14 protein-coding genes and 2 pseudogenes are annotated in these 19658 nt (G+C 70.5%); 15 read left to right on the forward strand and 1 reads right to left on the reverse strand.

Features of this window, described 5'->3' with window-relative positions:
• Positions 1-39: 39 nt before the first annotated feature.
• On the forward strand, positions 40-867 hold the full coding sequence (locus ACQP0N_RS15865) for a M55 family metallopeptidase (protein ID WP_433121131.1): 828 nt from the start codon (positions 40-42) through the stop codon (positions 865-867).
• 73 nt (positions 868-940) lie between these two features.
• Here the strand turns inward: ACQP0N_RS15865 and ACQP0N_RS15870 are convergent.
• A pseudogene (locus tag ACQP0N_RS15870) lies at positions 941-1104 on the reverse strand (IS5 family transposase); the annotation flags it as partial.
• Positions 1105-1640: 536 nt separating this feature from the next.
• Here ACQP0N_RS15870 and ACQP0N_RS15875 point away from each other — a divergent pair.
• The 14 genes and pseudogenes from ACQP0N_RS15875 to ACQP0N_RS15940 all read left to right on the forward strand — a co-directional run bounded on the left by ACQP0N_RS15875 (position 1641) and on the right by ACQP0N_RS15940 (position 19657).
• Positions 1641-7856 carry an RHS repeat-associated core domain-containing protein gene (locus tag ACQP0N_RS15875; RefSeq protein WP_433121133.1) on the forward strand — a complete coding sequence of 2072 codons (6216 nt, stop codon included), beginning with the start codon at positions 1641-1643 and terminating at the stop codon, positions 7854-7856.
• Positions 7857-7864: 8 nt separating this feature from the next.
• Complete coding sequence (locus tag ACQP0N_RS15880) at positions 7865-8263, forward strand: hypothetical protein (protein ID WP_433121135.1); 399 nt, start codon at positions 7865-7867, stop codon at positions 8261-8263.
• A gap of 253 nt (positions 8264-8516) precedes the next feature.
• A complete protein-coding gene (locus tag ACQP0N_RS15885) occupies positions 8517-8846 on the forward strand; it encodes a hypothetical protein (RefSeq protein ID WP_433121137.1) in 330 nt (109 codons plus the stop codon).
• 262 nt (positions 8847-9108) lie between these two features.
• Positions 9109-10503 (forward strand): class I adenylate-forming enzyme family protein, encoded by a 1395-nt coding sequence (locus ACQP0N_RS15890; RefSeq protein ID WP_433121139.1) that lies wholly within the window; start codon positions 9109-9111, stop codon positions 10501-10503.
• Between the two features lie 182 nt (positions 10504-10685).
• On the forward strand, positions 10686-10952 hold the full coding sequence (locus ACQP0N_RS15895) for an acyl carrier protein (RefSeq protein ID WP_355052676.1): 267 nt from the start codon (positions 10686-10688) through the stop codon (positions 10950-10952).
• On the forward strand, positions 10952-11197 hold the full coding sequence (locus ACQP0N_RS15900) for an acyl carrier protein (protein ID WP_433121141.1): 246 nt from the start codon (positions 10952-10954) through the stop codon (positions 11195-11197). Before ACQP0N_RS15895 ends, ACQP0N_RS15900 begins: the two co-directional genes overlap by 1 nt.
• Positions 11190-12287: a beta-ketoacyl synthase N-terminal-like domain-containing protein gene (locus tag ACQP0N_RS15905; protein WP_433121143.1), complete on the forward strand. Its 1098-nt coding sequence runs from the start codon at positions 11190-11192 to the stop codon at positions 12285-12287. The genes ACQP0N_RS15900 and ACQP0N_RS15905 overlap by 8 nt, the downstream gene beginning before the upstream one ends.
• A gap of 128 nt (positions 12288-12415) precedes the next feature.
• A complete protein-coding gene (locus ACQP0N_RS15910; RefSeq protein WP_433121145.1) occupies positions 12416-12910 on the forward strand; it encodes a beta-ketoacyl synthase chain length factor in 495 nt (164 codons plus the stop codon).
• Entirely contained in the window at positions 12907-14523 is a 1617-nt protein-coding gene (locus ACQP0N_RS15915) for a class I adenylate-forming enzyme family protein (RefSeq protein WP_433121147.1), read from the forward strand. The genes ACQP0N_RS15910 and ACQP0N_RS15915 overlap by 4 nt, the downstream gene beginning before the upstream one ends.
• Positions 14524-14604: 81 nt before the next feature.
• Positions 14605-15841: pseudogene (locus tag ACQP0N_RS15920) on the forward strand (beta-ketoacyl-[acyl-carrier-protein] synthase family protein).
• Positions 15842-15913: 72 nt separating this feature from the next.
• Positions 15914-16987: a 4-hydroxyphenylpyruvate dioxygenase gene (gene hppD / locus ACQP0N_RS15925; protein WP_433121149.1), complete on the forward strand. Its 1074-nt coding sequence runs from the start codon at positions 15914-15916 to the stop codon at positions 16985-16987.
• Positions 16984-17895 (forward strand): phytanoyl-CoA dioxygenase family protein, encoded by a 912-nt coding sequence (locus tag ACQP0N_RS15930; RefSeq protein WP_433121151.1) that lies wholly within the window; start codon positions 16984-16986, stop codon positions 17893-17895. Before hppD ends, ACQP0N_RS15930 begins: the two co-directional genes overlap by 4 nt.
• A gap of 2 nt (positions 17896-17897) precedes the next feature.
• Positions 17898-18689, forward strand: coding sequence for a DUF3050 domain-containing protein (locus ACQP0N_RS15935; protein ID WP_433121153.1), 792 nt, complete (start codon positions 17898-17900; stop codon positions 18687-18689).
• Positions 18686-19657, forward strand: coding sequence for a thiamine pyrophosphate-dependent dehydrogenase E1 component subunit alpha (locus ACQP0N_RS15940; RefSeq protein ID WP_433121155.1), 972 nt, complete (start codon positions 18686-18688; stop codon positions 19655-19657). Before ACQP0N_RS15935 ends, ACQP0N_RS15940 begins: the two co-directional genes overlap by 4 nt.
• Position 19658: the final 1 nt, after the last annotated feature.

Raw genomic sequence — 19658 nt, forward strand, 5'->3', positions numbered from 1 at the left:
ACCGTCGTGACCATCGGGAGCGCGTAGGATCCCAAGGTCATGAAGGTACTGATCTCCGTCGACATGGAAGGCGTCTCGGGGATCGTGCATCCCACCGAGACGAATCCCGATCGGTACGACTACGAGCGCGGCCGGGCCCTCATGACGGCCGAGGCGAACGCGGTGACCGCGGGCGTCCTCGATGCCGCACCCGACGCCGTGGTGTGGGTCGCCGACGCGCACGGCACGTTCCGCAACATCCTGCCGGAGGACCTCGACCGCCGGGCGCACCTCGTGCGCGGCAAACCCCGCCCGCTGGGAATGCTGGCCGGGCTGGACGAGCACACGGATGCCGTCATGTTCATCGGCTATCACGCTCGGGCCGGTGCTGGCCCGGCCGTGCTGGCCCACACGATGAGTGACGCCATCCTCGACGTACGCGTCGCGGGGCGGTCGCTGGGCGAGATCGGCCTCAACACCGCCATGGCGGGACACCTGGACGTGCCGGTCGTTCTGCTCAGTGGAGACGACGCCGCCTGCGCCGAGTTCGGTGAGCTGGTGCCCTCGGCGGTCACCGTCGCCGTGAAGCAGACCCTGGGTCAGGCCGCCGCGGTGGCTCTGCATCCGCAGGAGTCGCGCGAGCGGCTGCGTCGCGCCGCCGCCGACGCCATTACCCGACGCGCCTCGATTCGCCCGTGGACGATGGCCGGGCCGGTGGACGTCGAGGTCGACCTGTACGGCCCCTACATGGTCGACGTCGCGGTGTTGGTGCCGGGTGTGACCCGGGTCGGCGGCGGCCGGACGGTCGCCTTCCGCGCGGCCGATGTCGCCGAGGCGTACCGGCTCGTCCAATTGCTCGTCCAACTCGCCAGCATCACACCCGGCTAAGGCGTGTTTCCTAACCCGGTCAGAGCCACTCGGTGATGATCGTGATGGTGAGGACGGCTTGGAAGCGGACCCGCTCCTTCGGCCGATGCCCGTCGGTGCGAGCGCCGGCGGGCACTGGCGGGCGCGGCTGGTCATCGAGTCCACGCTCTCCGTCCAACCGATACGGCCAGTCGCGTCGCCGGCCGCCTGCAACGCGGACAGGGCCTTGTCCCAGGTCCCGTCGCGCTGCCAACGCCGGGTCTCCGATAGGTCGCCGCGCCCACCAACTCCTGCGGGCCAGGTGGCCAAGCAGGGGTGTCTTGGCTGTCGCTCGAGGTTCGTAGCGCGAAGACGGTGCGTGTCGGGCGCGCCGAGAGCTGCCGTTCCTCTGTCCCGCCGGTGGTCTGGTAGGTGAGTCGGAGTCCGAGCTGCCGGTAGACCTCGGCCTTGTCGTCGGGGTCGATGGGGTTTCGCCTCCGCGGACAAATCGGGTCGCTTCTTCCGCCGGTCTCGATATTCAGCGTCGCGGTCATCAAGGCACCCGCCTCACCAGGCACATCGGCCGGTGGGTCAGGTCGGAAGCCCGCCTGGATCCACAGGCTCGATGGAGCAGTGCCTCTGGCAATCCCCCGAGCCGTGATCATCGATGTCCGTCCAGCTGATGATCACAACTCACTTTTGTAGTTACGTGATCGACGATCTGTATTCATCTAGGAGGTTCAGTGGAACGAAGAAGATCCGTGTGGGGCCCGGTGTCTCGGATCCCACGCCTGTCGCGTAGGCCCGCCGGGCGGATGCTTGCCGCCGGTTTGTCGTTGGTGTTGGCGGCGACGATGGCGGACTGGGTGGCCGCGCAGCCGGTCGCTGCGGCTCCGAAGCCGACCGAGCGTGCTCAGGCCGAGCCGCAGGTGTTGGAGCGGCCGGATGAGGCGGCGGCGCTGGTGACGGCGCGGTTGACCAACAAGAAGGTCCGGATCACCGGGATGACGTCGGAGACGTCCGAGTTCTGGGCGTTGCCGGACGGGCGGGTGGAAGCGGAGGTCCACCTCGCCCCGGTGCGGATGCGGCGAAGCGGCGGCTGGGTTCCGGTGGATCTCGCCATGGCCGCTCAGCCGGACGGTTCGGTGGCACCGAAGGCTCATCCCGGCGACCTGCGCCTGTCTGGAGCACGGCCAGCGTCGTCCAATGGAGAACTGGCCTCGCTGGAGACCGGTAGCGGTCGGATGGCTCTTGGCTGGAGCGGACGGCTCCCGGCACCGGCCATCGAGGGCACGAAGGCCAAGTACCCCGAGGTGTTCCCTGGCGTGGACCTTGTGGTGGAGGCCACTCGGACCGGTGTCGAGACGTTCCTGGTGGTGAAGTCCCGCGAAGCGGCGGCTCACGTCGCTCAGGTGAACATGCCCGTCACCGGTGAGGGACTGAAGTCGCTTGCGCGGGAGCCAAACGGCAACATCAAGTTCCGGGACGGCGGGGGTCGGCAGATCGCGTCATCCGCCGCACCGGAGATGTGGGACGCCCACGTCGACGCGGTGGGACGGCCAGCCGCGCAAAAGGTGGTCTCTGCCCAGGTCGGTTCCTTGACTGAGGTCAAGAACCGGGGCCGTCGTGCCGACTTCAGCCTGCGCCCGGACATGAAATGGCTGACCGCTCCCGAGCGGCAGTACCCGGTGGTCATTGACCCGCAGCTCAACCCAGTGTTGACGACGTTCGACACGTATGTGAAGCAGAACGACGGCGTCGACCGGGGTGGTGCCAACGACCTGCAGGTGGGCCGTTCCTCGGACGGACTCATCGCTCGCGCCCTGGCCCGCTGGGACACCACGGCTCTGGTAGGCAAGAAAATCAACTCCGCGACCATGTACTTCTGGAATTTCTGGTCGGGGACCTGCTCGGCACGATCGTGGGAGCTGTGGTCGGTTGGGCCCGTCTCCGAAGGGGTGCTCTGGAGTACCCAGCCGGCGTGGAACTACCGCGAGGCTACGTCGACGGCCACCAAGGGCTTCAACGCAACCTGCGACGACGGCTGGTCATCCATCGCGGCTACGAGCTTCTTCCAACGCGCGGCGAATGTCGGCGACACGCGGGCCGATATGGGTATTCGGTCCACTTCGGAAACCGACGCCACCGCCTTCAAGCAGTTCCGGTCCCGTAACGCGGCAGAGCCGGCCGAGGTGCCGTACGCGGTCGTCAACTACGACTCGTACACGACGGTCACCGCGCGGGCGACGGTGCCGTCATCACCGTGCGCGACCGGGTCCAGCACCCCCTACGTGAACACGCGGACGCCGCAGCTCCGGGCGCAGGTCACCAACCCCGGCGGGGGGCAGGTGAAGGCCGAGTTCGAGTGGCTGACCGGCGGTGGCACCCGGCTCGGTGGTGCGATCGTCGGGCCGGGCGCGTCGGGCTCGTGGCTGGCCACCTCGGTGCCGGCCGGCGTCTTCGGCGAGGGTGCAACATATTCGTGGCGGGTCCGCGGGACCGACGGCCTGGTCGACGGGCCGTGGAGCGGGAACTGCGCGATGATCGTGGACACCGTCGCGCCGTCGGCGGCACCCTCAGTGGCGTCTACGACGTACCCACAGGGGCAGTGGGCCGCAGCGGCCGGGACGGCGGGTGGCTTCACCTTCGGCGCCTCCGGCGTGAGCGACGTCTCCGCCTACGAGTACGGCCTGAACGTCAACCCGCCCAATCAGACCGTCAACGCGGCCACCCTCGGCGGCAGTGCGACCGCCTCGATCACCCCGACCGCCGATGGGCCGCAGACACTGTACGTGCGCTCGCGTGACCGGGCGGGCAACCAGTCGGCGATCCAGGCGTACACCTTCAACGTCGGCTCCGGTGCGGTGACCTCGCCGAAGGAAGGCGACATCAGTGCGGCAAAGGTGGCCGTCACCGGTGTGGGCCAGGCGGCCGCCACCGGTGTGACGTACCAGTGGCGGCGCGGCGACGCCGATGGGTGGGTGGACATCCCGGCCGGGCACGTCACCGTTGCTGCGGGCGGGGGCGCCGTGACCTGGCCGCTGCCGACCAGCGGTGGAGGTAACTTCCCCAAGCTCAATTGGAACCTCGAGGCCACCCTCGCGGCGGTTGACGCGGAGTCCATCGCCCGCAGTGGTCCGCTCCAGATGCGGGGCACCTTCACCGGTGGCAGCGGAGGCACCTCCAGTACGGTCAAGATCAGTTTCGACCGGGACCAGGCATCGGCTGCGGCGCAGGAGATCGGGCCTGGCTCGGTCAACCTCATCACCGGCAACTACACGGTGACCGACACCGACGTCTCCGTCGACTCGTTCGGCAGCGACCTGACGCTCACCCGCTCGTACAACACGCGACGGGCGGGCGAGACGGACGCGGCGAACATGTTCGGACCTGGATGGGTGTCCGGGGCGGTGGTCGAGGAGGCGGCGTCGCCCTACACGTCACTGACCGTGTACGGCTCACTGGTGCAGGTCGGTCTGCCGGAGGGTGACACGATCGGCTTCACCAAACGTAACGCCACCGTCTTCGATCCCGAGGTCGGGTCGGAGTTCCTCAAACTGACCTACAACTCCACCGGCGACTCGTACGCGATGACGGACGAGGACGGCAACTCGGTGTTGTTCACCAGGGTCCCCGGGAGTGCTGCGGGCAAGTACTTCCCGACTTCGGTGACCGTGCCGGGCAGCAACCAGACCACGACGCTGGGCTGGGAGAAGGCCACCGTCGCCGGCAAGGAGGTTGTCCGGCCGACCCGAATGCTGGCTCCGGTGCAGGATGGGATCAACTGCACGACGTTGACCCGCGGCTGCCGGGCACTGACGTTCACCTATGCCACGACGACGACGGCAACCGGCACCGCTGAGCCGGCATGGGGCGACTACACCGGCCGGGTGAAGGAAATCTCCTTCACCGCCTGGGATCCGGACCTGGCCACACCCGCGATGCGTACCGTGCCGATGGCCCGGTACGCCTACGACAACGCTGGTCGGCTACGAGCGATGTGGGATCCGAGGCTCGACTGGAACGACGCCGGCACCATACGGCAGCTGCGGGAGACCTACGACTACAACGCCGACGGGATCCTCAGCGTCATCAAGCCGGTCGCCGAGGAGCCGTGGCAGCTCAGCTATACCACCATCCCGGGCGACCCGGGGCTGGGCCGGCTGCACAAGGTGACCCGCTCGGCGCTCACCGCCGGAACCGCCATACAAACGGTGGTCTACAAGATTCCGGTGTTCGGCACCGGGGCGCCCTATGACCTCTCACCAGTACAGACCATCCGGTGGGCGCAGGCCGAAGCACCAACCGACGCCACCGCAATCTTCCCGGCCAACCAGGTACCGGACGGTAACCCGGCAGCGGGCAGCCTGCCGTCGTCGTACGAACGGGCGACGGTGACCTACCTCGATGCCAACGCCCGGGAAGTCAACACCGCCTCACCAGGGGGGCACATCGGTGCCACCTGGTACGACCAGTGGGGCAACACCATCCGCACACTGACCGCCGGCAACCGGGTCCGGGCCCTCAACACCGCCTCGTCGGACGACGCTGCGGCGGAGAGCCTACTCGCGCGTCGCTACTCCACCCTCAACATCTACTCCTCCGACGGGCAACGGCTCACCAGCACACAGGAGCCCGAGCACGACGTCATGCTGGCAAACGGCACCACCGTGCGTGGACGCAAGCACACCATGAGCACCTACGACCAGGGCGCACCGACCACGGGCGGCCCGTACAACCTGGTGACTACCCAAGTCGTCGCCGCCCGGATCTGGGACAGCAACGGCATCGAGACCGACGTCGACCAGAGGACCACCACCACCGCGTACGACTGGGCACTGCGCGACCCGACCGTGGTGACGGTGGACCCGGCTGGGCTGGCCCAGACCACGCGCACGACGTACGACCCGATCACCGCCCTGGTCACCTCGACCACGGCTCCGGCAGGCGGTGCCACCACCAACACGCCCGCCACCCAGATGACCATCTACTACCGGGCTACCTCCGGTTCCGGCTACAGCGAGTGTGACCTCAAGCCGGAGTGGTCCAACCTGCCCTGCCGGGTGCAGCCCGGCGGCCAAGCCGCCAGCGGGCCGGAACTACCGGCGACCACCACGACCTACGACATGTTGAACCAGCCGAGGGTGGTCACCGAGAAGACCAGCGCCGGCACGTTACGGACCACCACCACGACCTACGACAACGCGGGCCGGGCGTACGAGACGAGCGTGGCCGCCGCCGGCCTGGGCACGGCAGTACCCATCAGCCGGAACGTCTACGAACCCGCGACCGGCCGCCTGCTGCGCAGGCAGCAGGTGGTCGGCGGACTGGCGACCGCCCAGGTGGAGAAGGGGTACGACAGCCTGGGCCGACAGACCTCGTACACCGACTCCGACGGAGTCACCTCGATCACCACGTATGACCTGCTCGGGCGGGTGGCGACCAGCAACGACGGCAAGGTCACCCGGACCTACACCTATGACGGTGGCGCCGAGCGGCGCGGCCTGCTCACCTCGGTCAACGACACGCAGGCCGGCGTCTTTTCCGGCAGCTACGACGCCGACGGCACACTGACAGCGGAGACCTGGCCAAACGGTGTTCAGGTGACCACGCAGACCGACGAGACGGGCACCCCGGTCGGCATGACGTACGTCAAGCCGGGCTGCGCGGCCACCGACTGCACCCTGCATACCGAGTCGGTGGTGGAATCGATGCACGGCCAATGGCGAGACCGGTCGTCCAGCCTTTCCAAGCAAAACTACAGCTACGACCAGGCTGGCCGGCTCGCTTCGATCCGGGACACCATCGGCGGGCAGTGCACCACCCGGTCGTACGGGCTCAGCACCTCGTCGAACCGCATGTCGATGAGCACCTACGGCCCAGGCGCAGACGGTGCCTGCCAGACGACGACTCCGGCGTCGTCGCGAACGTGGACCTACGACACGGCAGACCGGGTCAACACCGCTGGTTACGTGTACGACGCGCTCGGCCGGACCACGACGCTGCCAGCGATCGACACTGCCATCTCCTCGGGTGGGAACGTAACCCTCACGTATCACTCGACGGACCTGGTGGACACGATCACCCAGGGCGGACGCACGACCGATTACGTCCTGGACGTGACCGGTGAGCGAGTCCGTTCGTGGACCGACAACGCCAGCGGCACTGCCGTGCAATCGGTGCACCACTACGATGGAGACGAGGACAACCCGTCGTGGACGCAGGAGACCGCTGACCGGTTCACCCGACCCGTGTCGGGCCTGTCAGCGATGGCCGGCGTCTTCGACAGCGAGAGCGCCAAGGTCGACTGGCAGATCACCAACCTGCACGGAGACCTGGTCGCGACGATTCACGCCGACGACGAGGGTCTGTCGCGCACCAGCGAGGCCGACGAATACGGCACGCCGCGTAATCCAGACGACGTCGGGTCGCAGCGGTACGGCTGGCTCGGCGCCAAGCAGCGAGCAGCGGACACACCGTCAGGCATCGTCCTCATGGGCGTCCGCCTCTACAATCCGACCACCGGCCGCTTCCTCCAAGTCGACCCCGTTTACGGCGGCAGCGCCAACCCCTACGAATACTGCGGAGCCGACCCGGTCAACTGCTTCGACCTCGACGGAAAGCGAGCAGAATGCGGCTGTAGTAGCGACTACGGCTGGAAGAGGCCAGTAAAACGTTGGCTTCAGCGTGTAATCGATGGTGCCAAGCGCCTTAATACCAAAGTCACCAGATGGCAGGCCAAAACTGCGGCGCGAGGATTCCTTCGTGGGGCGAAGGGGGTCAGGTCAGCCTGGTCGGCCGCCGGACGAAGACTCTGGTCAAGCAAGTTCTTTGGTGTGCGAAGCAAGTGGTTCGGCAATCAGGGCGCCGGAAAGGGAGCGCGAGCAGGTCGTTTCAACGGACCTGGCAAGAAGGGCTGGCGTGTGGGGTGGAGTGTAAAGCCACGTGGGAACGGAGAATATGGCTGGATCTTCCGTGTCCGCACTGGCGGTGGGCGGAAGTGGGACATCATTAATGGACCGCGAACGTAGGAAATAGCATGGAAGAGTTTCTGCAGAGCATGATTGCAGACATTAATGATTCGGCAAATATCAGGTGGGATATTGATCGAGGCGGGGTTTCAACGTTATTTGTGGAGCCGATCAACGCCGGGCCCTGTCCATTCAGCGTGGCCTGGAGTGCGCACGAGACTGTTGTCGGTTTCGCGCTCAACTCTCGCATAGAATTCGGGCCGGGCGACGAGGACCTACCGCTCATTGCGAAAGTAATCGGCGCGTGCATCGATGGGCGGGTGGCATTGGTTAATTCAGGCCGGCGGCGCGGCGCGGCGATCGAACTCGATGACGGCTCGGTCGTAGGTGACTCCGGCGCAGTTCGCAGGACGAACACTGAACGGCGATTTTCCTACCAGCCCTACCAGCGGACCGAACGTAATTGACTGAGCTGGGGGGCTTGCGGACTTAGCGCCCGCAAGCCCCCCAACCGTCTTGATCGGTTGCTTCCTGTCGGGTCCGCTTACGCGGCGCTACGTCCGCGACGGTTCTCCGTCGGCGCCGAGCAGCCACGATCACCGCGAACATGGGTGGGCTTCGCGGACGTCCGCACAGCTGGCCCATGTTGAGTGGTGCGGCGACCGGCGGGCTACTCGCACCCTTCCGACGGCGCACCACACCGCGTTCGGCCCCACCGCTGTGCTGCACGCCCGCTTCCTCGCCGCGTTGCGCCTCGGCGACACCGACCAGGCCCTGCGCCACCACCGGACCGCCGTCCGCCGCGACGACTGGTCCCTGCTGCCCGCCGAGCATCGGGCGGCGCACCTTGTCGACGCTGCCCGCGCCCACCTCGACAGCGGTGACTTCGCCGGGGCCGGGCGCGCGCTGGCCGACGCCCACGCCATCGCACCCGGCGAGATCGGCTGTCGCCCCGCCGCCCGTACCCTCATCGCCGAGATCGCCCATCGCGGCCCGGCGGCCGCCGGCGTGGCTCGGCTGGCCGACCTCATCGGCCTATCCCGTGCCTGATCGACTCGGCTTCCCGGAAACTGCGGTGTCCAATCGCGGGGGACAGCCCGGCTTCCAGGAAGCCGAGTCGATCATGGCCGGCAGGTGGGAACGGGTGGTGGGCGGCGGTATGCGGCAATCGGTCCGGGCGCTCAAAGTGATCTAGCCATTTGCATCTAGCGATGCTCAACACGGCTGTCGTAGGGTTCCGGCAGCACCTCGAAAGATGCCAGAAATTGGCTCCTATGCCCTACTTTGCGCTGCGCGTCGAATGGTGGGGGCAATGAATCATGCCGCCGAAAACCTTACGGTAGATGACCCCGGCTGGGTGGATGAAGTCCTGTTCGCCGGCCGTCCGACCGATGTTTGTCTCCGCCTGCCGGAACCGATCGACCGGGCCACCCTGCACCGGTTGGTGACCGCCGCGCAGGACCGGCTGACCGCTGCCGGACTACGTGCCGGTGGCGCCGTGGCGCTGCGGTTGCCGCCGTCGCTGGCGTACGTCGTCAACCTGCTCGCCGCCTGGCGGGCGGGAGCGCAGGCGATCCTGCTCGACCACCGGCTCACCGACCACGAGGTGGACCGGGCGCTTACCCGGCTCACCCCGCAGGTGGTCGTCGCGCCGCTGCGAACCGGCGGGGGCGCGTTGAAGGTGTTCGTCGACGTCACCGAGAGCGTCACCCGGTACGCGGACGGCCCAGCGGTCAGCGGCCACGCCGTGATCCAGCTCAGCTCCGGCTCGACCGGCCCGTCCAAGGTGATCGGCCGTACGGCCGCGGACCTGGTCGCCGAGGTGCGCCGCTACACCCGTATCGACGGGGTGGCGCTGCCCGGCGAGCGGATCATCCTGCTGCCCTCCATGGTGCACGTGCTCGGCCTGGTCGGGGGCCTGCTCTACGGTCTGCACGCCGGTGTGGAGCTGGTGCCGCCGCAGCGGCTCAGCGGCGACGCCGTGCTGGCCGCCATCGCCGCCCAGGCCACGCCGGCCACGGTGCTGGGCGTGCCGTTCCACATCGGTCTGCTCGCCTCCAGCCGGCCGACCGGTCCGCTGCCGCAGTTCCGCCGGATGACCACCGGCGGCGAGCTGGTCCCGGCCGCGGTGGCCCGGGCCTTCACCGACCGGTACGGGGTCCCGCTGGGCAACATGTACGGGATGACCGAGGTCGGGGTCATCGGCACCGACCTGTACGGCGCGCACCGCCCGTCGATCGCCCCCGCGCCCGGCATCGAGGTCCGCGAGTCCGGCGGTGAGCTGTGGGTGTCCTGCCCGGCGTCGCCGTACGTCGGGTTGAGCGACCCCACCCGCTGGGCCGACGGCTGGCTGCACACCCGCGACGCCGGCACCGTCGACGCCGACACCGGCCTGGTCACCGTGCGCGGCCGCCTCGACTCGCAGGTCTCCGTGGGCGGCATGAAGGTCGACCTCACCGAGGTGGAGGCGACCGTCGCCGAGCTGCCCGGCGTGGCCGCCGCCGTGGTGGTGTGGGACGACGGCATCACCGCCTACGTCCAGCCCGACGGCCCGTTGTCCGAGGAGATCCTGGACAAGCTCCTCGCTGAGCGGTTGGCCGGCTACAAGCGACCACGGGTGGTGCGCCTGCTCGAGGCCTTGCCCCGTACCACCACCGGCAAGCTGGTCCGCTCCACCGACGCGTTGCGCTCGGCGGTGACGTCGTGACCGGCCCGCTGCGCCACCTCGACGCCGACACCCGCGCCGCCAAGCGCGCCGACTACCGCGCCGCCAACCGCGCGCGGCGATCGTACGGCGGGATCCGGCCGACCGCCGGCGTCCCGACCGCCCCAGACCCATTCGGTGTCCCGATCGGACACCGTCACGTGGCTCACGCAGAAAGGGTATCCATGAGAGCCGAGGTCCGCGCCTTCGTCGTCGAGCAGCTCGTCGACATGAACTACGACGTCGAGGGGCTCGACGACGACACGACGCTCGGCCCGTCCGGCGTCGACCTGGAATCCCTGGCCCTGTCCGATCTGGCCGTCCGCGTCGAGGACCAGTTCGGCCTGACGTTCGCCGACGACGAGTCGGAGAAGCTCGCGCTGATGACGGTCGGCGAGTTCACCACGATGGTCGCCGACCGCGTCGCCGAGGCGAAGCGCGACGACGCCTGATGACCGGTCAGCCCGACCTGGGGCGAGCTGACCTGCTGAGCATGCTCGCCGAACTCACCGCGAAACCCGCCGACGAGGTCCCGGACCGGGTCGGCTCGATGGAACTGGCCTGGCTCGTACACCTCGTCGAGCAGCGCTACCAGCGTGAGCTGGACCTCACCGAGGACGACCTGGCCGGCATCCGTACCGTCGACGACGCCTTGGCGGTCCTGCGGGCGTCGTTGACCGCTCCCGCAGATGGCTGAGCCGCCCGTCGTCCTGCTCACCGGTGTGCACGCGGTCAGCGCCCTGGGGCGGGGCGCCGAGGCGCAGCTCGCCGCCACGCCGGCCTTCGGACCGATCCGTCGCTTCGACACGAGCGCACGCCGGGTCACCGTGGCGGCCACCCTGTCCGAGGTCGGCACCCTCGCCGACGAGCTGGCCGACGCGATCGACGCGGCCTGCCGGACGGCCGGCCTGGACCGCGCCCGGCGCGCGGGGTGCGCGCTGCTGCTCGCCGTGCACGGCGGCCCGGCCGCCGGCGTGGAGCCGGTCCCGTCCGCGCTCGCCGGTCAACTCGCCGCCGGGTGTGGGCTGTCCGGTCACACCCGGGTCTACACCAGCGCGTGCGTGTCGGCGAGCACGGCGGTGGCCGACGCCGCCACCCTGATCAGCCGGGGTGATCTGGACCGGGTGGTGGTGGCCGCCGGTTATCTCGTCGAGCCGGACCAGTTCGCGCTCTTCGACGCCGGCCGTGCTCTCGCCGACGACGGCGCGGTGCGCCCGTTCAGCGCCGGCCGCCGGGGGTTGCTGCTCGGTGACGGCGTGGCCGCCGTGGTGGTCGAGTCCCGCGCCGAGGCGCGGCGGGGCGTGGAGCCGGTGGCGACCGTCGCGGGCTGGGGACGTGCCGGGGACGCGTACCACCCGTGCCAGCCGGACCCGACCGGCGCCGGGCTGGCCCGCGCCGCCAGCGCCGCGCTGCGCCGGGCCGGGCTGCCGCCGCAGGCGATCGGGTACGTCAACGCCAACGCCACCGGCACCGCCCAGAGCGACGCCGCCGAGGCCGCGGCGCTGCGGCGGGCCCTCGACGGGTACGCCACCGACGTGCCGGTCAGCTCCACGAAGGGGTTGCACGGGCACGCGTTGGAGGCGTCCGGGTTGCTCGAACTGGTGGTCACGGCGATGGCGCTGCGGGCCGGCGAGTTGCCGGTCAACGCCGGCTGGCAGGCCCCCGACGAGGCGTGTCCCGTCAACGTCATCACGGCGGCGTCGCGCCGCGCAGGGGTGACCCACGCCCTGACCCTCAACTCCGCGTTCGGTGGAGCCAACACCGCGCTCCTGGTCGGCACGCCATGACCATTCCGACCTCCCCCACCCCCACCTTCCCGCGATCTTGCACATTCTGTGGTGACGAATCCGGCGAAGAACGCGAATCCACAACAGAAACCGCAAGATCGCGGGAGGTAGGGGTGGGGGAGGCAGGGGTGCGGGAGCTCGCGCGGGCGTGTTGGCCCGAGCCGGGGGACGGGGTTCTGCCGGGGGTGCCGGGGTTCGTGCACTCGACGTTCGCGCCCACGGTCGTGGCGGTCGGCGAGCGGTGCCTGCGGCGGCGGTACGGGGACCAGCCGTTGCCGGAGGAGGTGCGCACCGCGATCGTGCTGGTCAGCGCCAGCGGTGACCGGGCCAGCGCCGACCACGTACGCGTGACGGTCGAGGCCGGCGGCCGGATCGGGCCGCTGTTCTTCTACCAGTCCGTGCCCAACAGCGTCGCCGGGCACCTCGCCGCCCGCTGGGGACTGCGCGGCCCGGTGGTCTGCCTCAGCCCGACCGGCGACCCGTACGCCGAGGGCACCGCGCAGGCGGCCCTGCTGCGCGACGACGGCGACGCCGACGAGGTGTTGCTGATCCTGATCGAACAGACGCCCGACCTGTCCACGGAGGCGGTCGCGGTGCTGCTGGGGGGAGGAGCACGACCATGAGGAAACCGGGACTGCGCGGCCGGTTGGCCGCCGACACCGAGCTGGGCGCGGGCAACATGCTGGCCCGCGTGCTGGCGCACGGCGCCGACCCGGACGGGCCGGGGCTGACCTTCGACACCGCCGTCGACGGGCATCCGGCGCAGGCGCCCCTCACGCTGGGCCAGCTCGACGAGCGGGTCGCCGCCCGCGCGGCGTGGCTGCACGAGCAGGGGGTACGCCCCCGCGACCCGGTGGCCGTCTGGGCCACCGCCGCCGCCGACATGGTGCTGAGTTTCCTGGCGCTGGCCCGGCTCGGCGCGATCCCGGCGCTGATGAACGGCAAGCTCCGTCCGGAGATCGCCGCCGAGTACATCCGTCGGCTGCGCGGTGTCGGGGTGCTCGCCGACGACGCGCACACCGCGCTGCTGGCCGGGCACGAGCTGGGCGTACCGGTGCTGGGCACGCCCGCGCGGGCCGGCACCGGCGATCCGGCGGCGGCTCCGCCGCACTACCGGCACCACCCGGACGACCCGATCGTGATCACCCACACCTCCGGGACGACCGGGGTGCCCAAGGCGGTGCTGCACTCCCACGCCAGCCTCTTCGCGGCCACCCGGCACCTGCTGAGCATGCCGCAGGCGCAGGGCACCAGCCGGATCCTCAACGCGCTGCCCGCGCCGCACACCGCGACCGTGCTGATGGTCAACCAGGCGCTCGGCAACCGCGCGGAGATGTTCCTGCTCTCCGAGCAGGGCGGCGAGCGGGTCCTCGACGCGATCCAACGCTGGCGTCCCGACGGGGTGTTCGGTTTCTCGGTTACCTGGGCCGAGCTGGCCCGGTTCGACCTGTCCGCGTACGACCTGGACTCGGTGCGGCTGTGGTTCAACACCGGCGACTGCTCGCACGAGCCGCACATCCGCCGCCTCGTCGCGGTCGGTTGGCACGACACCGTCACCCGCGACGGGGTGGCGCGAGTGCCCGGCTCGCTGTTCATCGACGGGCTGGGCTCCAGCGAGATGGGACACTCGATGTTCCACATCACCCACCGCGCCGACACCGACCGGTACGGCCGCTGCATCGGCCGGCCGTACCAGTTCACCAAGGTCGCGGTGCTGGACGCCGACGGCGAGCCGGTGCCGGTCGGCGAGGTGGGTTTCCTGGGCGTCGACTCGCCGTCGCTGTTCCGGGGCTACTGGAACGACTCGGCCACCACCTACCGGTTCCGCCAGCGCGGCTGGTACCTCACGGGCGACCTGGTGCGTGCCGACGCCGAGGGCCGGTACTACCACCTGGACCGCGCGGTCGACTCGGTCGACGCCGGGGACGGGCGGCGGTTCTTCACCGCGCTGGCTGAGGAGCGGATCCTCGCCACCTGCCCGGACGTCACCGACTGCACGGTGGTGATCGTCGCCGAGGGCGGGCGGGTGGTGACCGACGTGCTGCTGGAGTTGGCCGCCGGCGCCGACGAGGCCGAGGACCGCACCGAACGGGTGCGCGCCGCCCTCGGCGCGGACGTCGGCGCCACGCTGCGCCGGGTCGTGCCGGTACGCTCCGACGACATTCCGGTGACCGTGACCGGCAAGGTCCGCAAGGTGGCCCTGCGGGAGCGTTACCTCACCGAGGCCGCGTCGTGAGCGGGCCGTCGTGAGCGAGCGAACCAGGCAGCTCAGCCGCTCGGAGTCTCGCGCCGGCGCGGAGCGAAGCGGAGCGCCGGCGTGAGCGCGCTGATCACCGGGATGGGCCTGTTCTCTCCGGTCGGGCGGGGCGTCGAGGAGACCTTCGAGGCGTTGACGACCGGGCGGTCCGGGCTGACCCGCCCACCCGAGGGCCATCCGGCGTCGGGTTCGCTGGACGTCGCCGGCCTGCTGCCCGACATCGACCCGCGCAGCGTCATGCCCGGCCCGGAGAGCCGGGTGTTGGACCGGACCGTGGTCCTGGCGTTGCTCACCGCCGCCGACGCGCTCGCCGACGCCGGCATCGAGGTGGGCCGCGACGTCGACCCCTCCCGGATCGGCGTGATCGTCGGTGGGGTCGGCGGGCTGGCCACCCTGGAGTCGCAGGTGCTGGCCCGTGCGGCGCGGGGACGGTCGGCGGTCAGCCCGTACCTGCTCACCGGCATCCTGCCGAACATGCCGGCGGCGAGGATCGCCATCGCGTACGGCATGCGGGGTTACAGCTCGTCGGTCGGCACGGCCTGCGCCTCCGGGGCCCAGGCGGTGGCCGACGCGGTCCGGCTGATCCGGTGCGGGGAGGCCGACGTCGTGGTCTGCGGGGCGAGCGAGGCGCCGCTCTTCCCGACCTTCACCGACACGTTCGGCAACGCGCGGGCACTGGCCCGTGCCGGCGGCGACCCGACCCGGGCGAGCCGGCCCTTCGACACCTCCCGCAGCGGGTTCGTGCTGGCCGAGGGGCGGCGCTGCTGGTCCTCGAACGCGCCGAGCACGCCGCCGCGCGTGGCGCCCGGGGTACGCCGAGGTGGCCGGCTACGGCGCGACCACCGACGCGTACCACCCGACCGCCCCGCGCCCGGACGGCTCGGGCGCGGCGGCGTGCATCCGGGGCGCGCTGCGCAGCTCGGGAGTGCCCGCGGCGGCGGTCGGCTACGTCAACGCGCACGGCACCGGTACGAAGCTCGGCGACATCGCGGAGACCACGGCCCTCAGGGACGTGTTCGGTGACGGCGGTGTGCCGGTCAGCTCCACCAAGGCGCTCACCGGTCACCTGCTCGGCGCGTCCGGGGTGTTGGAGACGGCGGCCACCGCGCTGGCGCTCGGTCGGGGGTTGCTGCCGCCGACGTACCACCTCGACGACCTGGACCCGGCCTGCCCGGGCGATCACATCCGGGGGGCGCCCCGCCGGACCGATGCGGAGTACGCGCTGACCAACTCGTTCGGGTTCGGCGGCCAGAACGTGAGCCTGGTGCTCGCGCGGGTCGCCGAGCCGAGGAGGTGAGCGACGCGCATCCCGGGCTGGGGGCGTCCGGACGGCAACACGGGCGAAGCATGGGGAAGGGCACGTGACGACATGGACATCCGTGGTATCGACCACATCGAACTCTACGTAGGCGACGCCCGACAGGCGGCGTTCTGGTTCAGCACCGCCGTCGGTTTCCAGCTCTGCGGGCAGGGCGGCCCGGAGACCGGGCTGACCGGGCAGCGCTCGCTGCTGCTTCGCCACGGCGACATCCGACTGCTGCTCACCTCGGGGCTGAGCGTCGACCATCCGGCGGCCCGGTACGTGCAAAGGCACGGCGACGGCATCGCGGTCGTCGCCGTCGAGGTCGACGACGTCGTGGGCGCGCACGCCGAGTTGCTGGCCCGGGGTGCGACGGGGGTGACGCCGCCGACCACCCGCACCGGCGCGGACGCCGAGGTGGTGACCGCCGAGGTGGAGGGCTTCGCCGACGTGCGGCACCGCCTGGTGCAGCGTCGGGGGAGTCGGAGCGAGTTCCTGCCCGGGGTGATCACGCCGACGCCGCCGGCGAACGAGGAGGAACCCGTCCTCGCCGAGGTCGACCACCTGGCGGTGTGCGTGTCGCCCGGGGAACTCGACGGGACCGTCCGGCACTTCGAGAAGCTGTTCGGCTTCGCGCAGATCTTCGAGGAGCACGTCGAGGTCGCCGGACAGGGCATGAACTCGAAGGTGGTGCAGAGCCCGTCCGGGCGCGTGACCGTGGTGCTGCTGGAGCCGGACCGCACCCGCCGGCCCGGGCAGATCGACGCGTTCCTCGACCAGCACGCCGGTGGGGGCGTGCAGCACCTGGGGCTGCGCACCGACGACATCGTGGCGGCCGTGGAGTCCCTCGGCCGGCGCGGGGTGCGTTTCGCCGGTACCCCCGGCGCCTACTACGACACCCTCCAGGCGCGGGTCGGTCGGGTGGACGCGCCGCTGCACCGGCTGCGTGAGCTGGGGGTGCTCGTCGACTCCGACCACGGTGGACAGTTGTTGCAGATCTTCGCCGAGTCGATGCACGTGCGCCGCACGCTGTTCCTGGAGCTGATCGAGCGGCGGGGCGCGAGCGGCTTCGGCAGCGGCAACATCAAGGCGCTCTACGAGGCCAAGGAGCGGGAACTGGCCGCGCAGGCGGTGGTCGCGTGAGCGCGCTGACCGGCGCGGAACAGGCGCTGCTGCCCTCCGACGAGGACGTGCGGCACTACGCCGAGCACGGCTGGTACCTGTCCAAGAAGATCTTCACCGATGACGAGGTGGAGGCGCTCGCCGCCGCCGCGGGGCGCTACTACGACGGCGAGCGGGATCGCCGCCTGCCGGTACGCCCACCGAAGCTCGCCTACTGGGAGCCGTCGAACGGGCCGGTGCAGCGGCACAACGACTACGTCCACCACGAACACGACGGGCTCGGCGCGATCCTGCGCAAGCCGCTGCTGGGCGCGGTGGCCGCCCGCCTGGCGCAGGCCGACGAGATCCGTGTCTTCCAGTCCACCCTCATCCTCAAGCCACCGATCGAGGGCGAGCCGAGCAACATCGTGCCCTGGCACTTCGACAAGCACTACTGGGCGTCCTCGTCGTCGGAGAAGATGCTCACCGCGTTCATCCCCTTTCACGACTGCGGGGAGGAGATGGGCACCATCACGATGGTCGACGGCTCGCACCTGTGGAAGGAGATCGGCGCGGACGACACCGTGGTACGGCACTTCGCCGACCGCGACCGGAGTCAGCTCGAGGAGATGCTGGCCGAGAACGCCGCGTACAACGGCGCGGAGATCCGCAAGATCCCCATGGTGATCCCCCGGGGACACGTGAGCTTCCACCACTGCCGCACCTACCACGGCAGCGGCCCCAACGTCAGCGGTCGTCCCCGACAGGCGATCTCGCTGCACCTGCAGGACGGCGACAACGCCTGGCGGGAGTATCCCCTCTCGGACGGCACGCTCGCCGCGTACAACCACGACGTGCTGGTCCGCCGCACCCACGAGGGGCGGCCGGACTACGCGGACCCCGACTACTGCCCGGTCATCTGGCGCGACCGCGCCCAGCAGGGAGGCTGACAATGTCACGGTACGACTGGGGTAGGACGCACCCGGGCATCGAGCGGCTGGAGGCGGCGGTGACCGAGCGGCGCGACGCCGTGGTCAAGCACCCGCTCTACGCCAACCTGGACACCCACGAGGCGCTGGTCACCTTCATGGAGCACCACGTCTTCGCGGTCTGGGACTTCATGTCGCTTCTCAAGTCGTTGCAGCGGCAGCTGACCTGCGTGAGCGTGCCGTGGATCCCGACCGGCCCGACCGGCAGCCGTCGGCTCATCAACGACATCGTCATGGTCGAGGAGAGCGACGAGCTGGGCGAGGGCTACATCAGCCACTTCGAGTTGTACGTGCGGGGCATGGCCGAGGCCGGCGCGGACACCACCGCCGTGAACGCCCTCGTCGACCTGCTGCGCGCGGGCCGGCCGGTGACCGACGCGCTCGCCGAGGCGGGGGCGCCGGCCGCGTCCGCCCGGTTCGCCGCGACCACCTGGCAGATCATCGAGTCGACCCCGGTGCACTGCCAGGCGGCGGCGTTCGCGTTCGGTCGCGAGGACCTGATCCCCGACATGTTCACCCAGGTCGTCGCCGTCAACGAGCGCAGCAACCGGCTGCACACGTTCGTCGACTACCTGGAACGGCACATCGAGGTCGACGGCGAGCAGCACACGCCGATGGCCATGCAGATGCTCGCCGACCTGTGCGGCGACGACGACGCCAAGTGGCAGGAGTGCGCCGACACGGTCAACACCGCCCTCGCCGCCCGCGCCCGGCTCTGGGACGACATCCTGGCCGCCATCAAGGCCCCGGCGTGAGCGACGCCGACCCGGTCCGGCTCTACCGCACGGTCCGGCTGATCCGCCGGTTCGAGGAGCGGGCGGTGGAGCTGGTCCACGGCGGGCAGATCGCTGGCGGCATCCACCCGTACCTCGGTCAGGAGGGCATCGCCGCCGGCGTCTGCGCCACGCTGGGCGTCGACGACGTGCTCGCCGGCACCCACCGCGGGCACGGGCACGTGCTGGCCCGGGGCGCGGACCCGGCCCGGATGCTCGCCGAGCTGTGCGGCCGGGTCACCGGCCTCAACGCCGGCCGCGGCGGCTCGATGCACGCCGCCGACCTGCGTATCGGCGTTCTCGGCGCCAACGCGATCGTCGGCGCGTCCGGGGCGATCATCACCGGCGCGGTCTGGGCCCGTCGCCGGCAGGGCCGGGACACGATCGGGGTGAGCTTCTTCGGCGACGGCGCGGTCAACGAGGGGATGCTGCTGGAGGCGTTCAACCTGGCCGCGCTCTGGCGGGTGCCCGTGCTGTTCGTCTGCGAGAACAACGGCTACGCCACCACCATGCCGGTCGCCGGCGCGGTCGCCGGCAGCATCGCCGGGCGCGCCGCCGCCTTCGGCATCCCCGCCGTCGAGGTCGACGGCCAGGACCCCGAGACGGTACGCGCCGCCGCGTCCGCCGCCGTCGCGCGGATGCGCGCCGGCGGCGGCCCGGAGCTGGTCGAGGCCCGTACCTACCGCTTCGACGTCCATCACACCTTCGAACACGGGGTACGCCTCGACTACCGCCCGCCCGACGAGGTGTCCCGGGGTCGGTCCCGGGACCCGGTGGACATCCAGGGCGCACGGCTCACCGACGCCGACCGGGCAGCCGTGGACGCCGAGATCGAGGCGACCCTCGACGAGGCCGTGCGCTTCGCCCTGGCCAGCGCGCACCCCGAGCCGGCCGACGCGCTCGCGTACCTGTACGCCAGCGGCCTGACCGCCCGCACCGGAGGTGGTTGAG

This window comes from Micromonospora sp. CA-246542 (genome assembly GCF_050942905.1).
In the GTDB taxonomy this organism is placed as follows: Bacteria; Actinomycetota; Actinomycetes; order Mycobacteriales; family Micromonosporaceae; genus Micromonospora.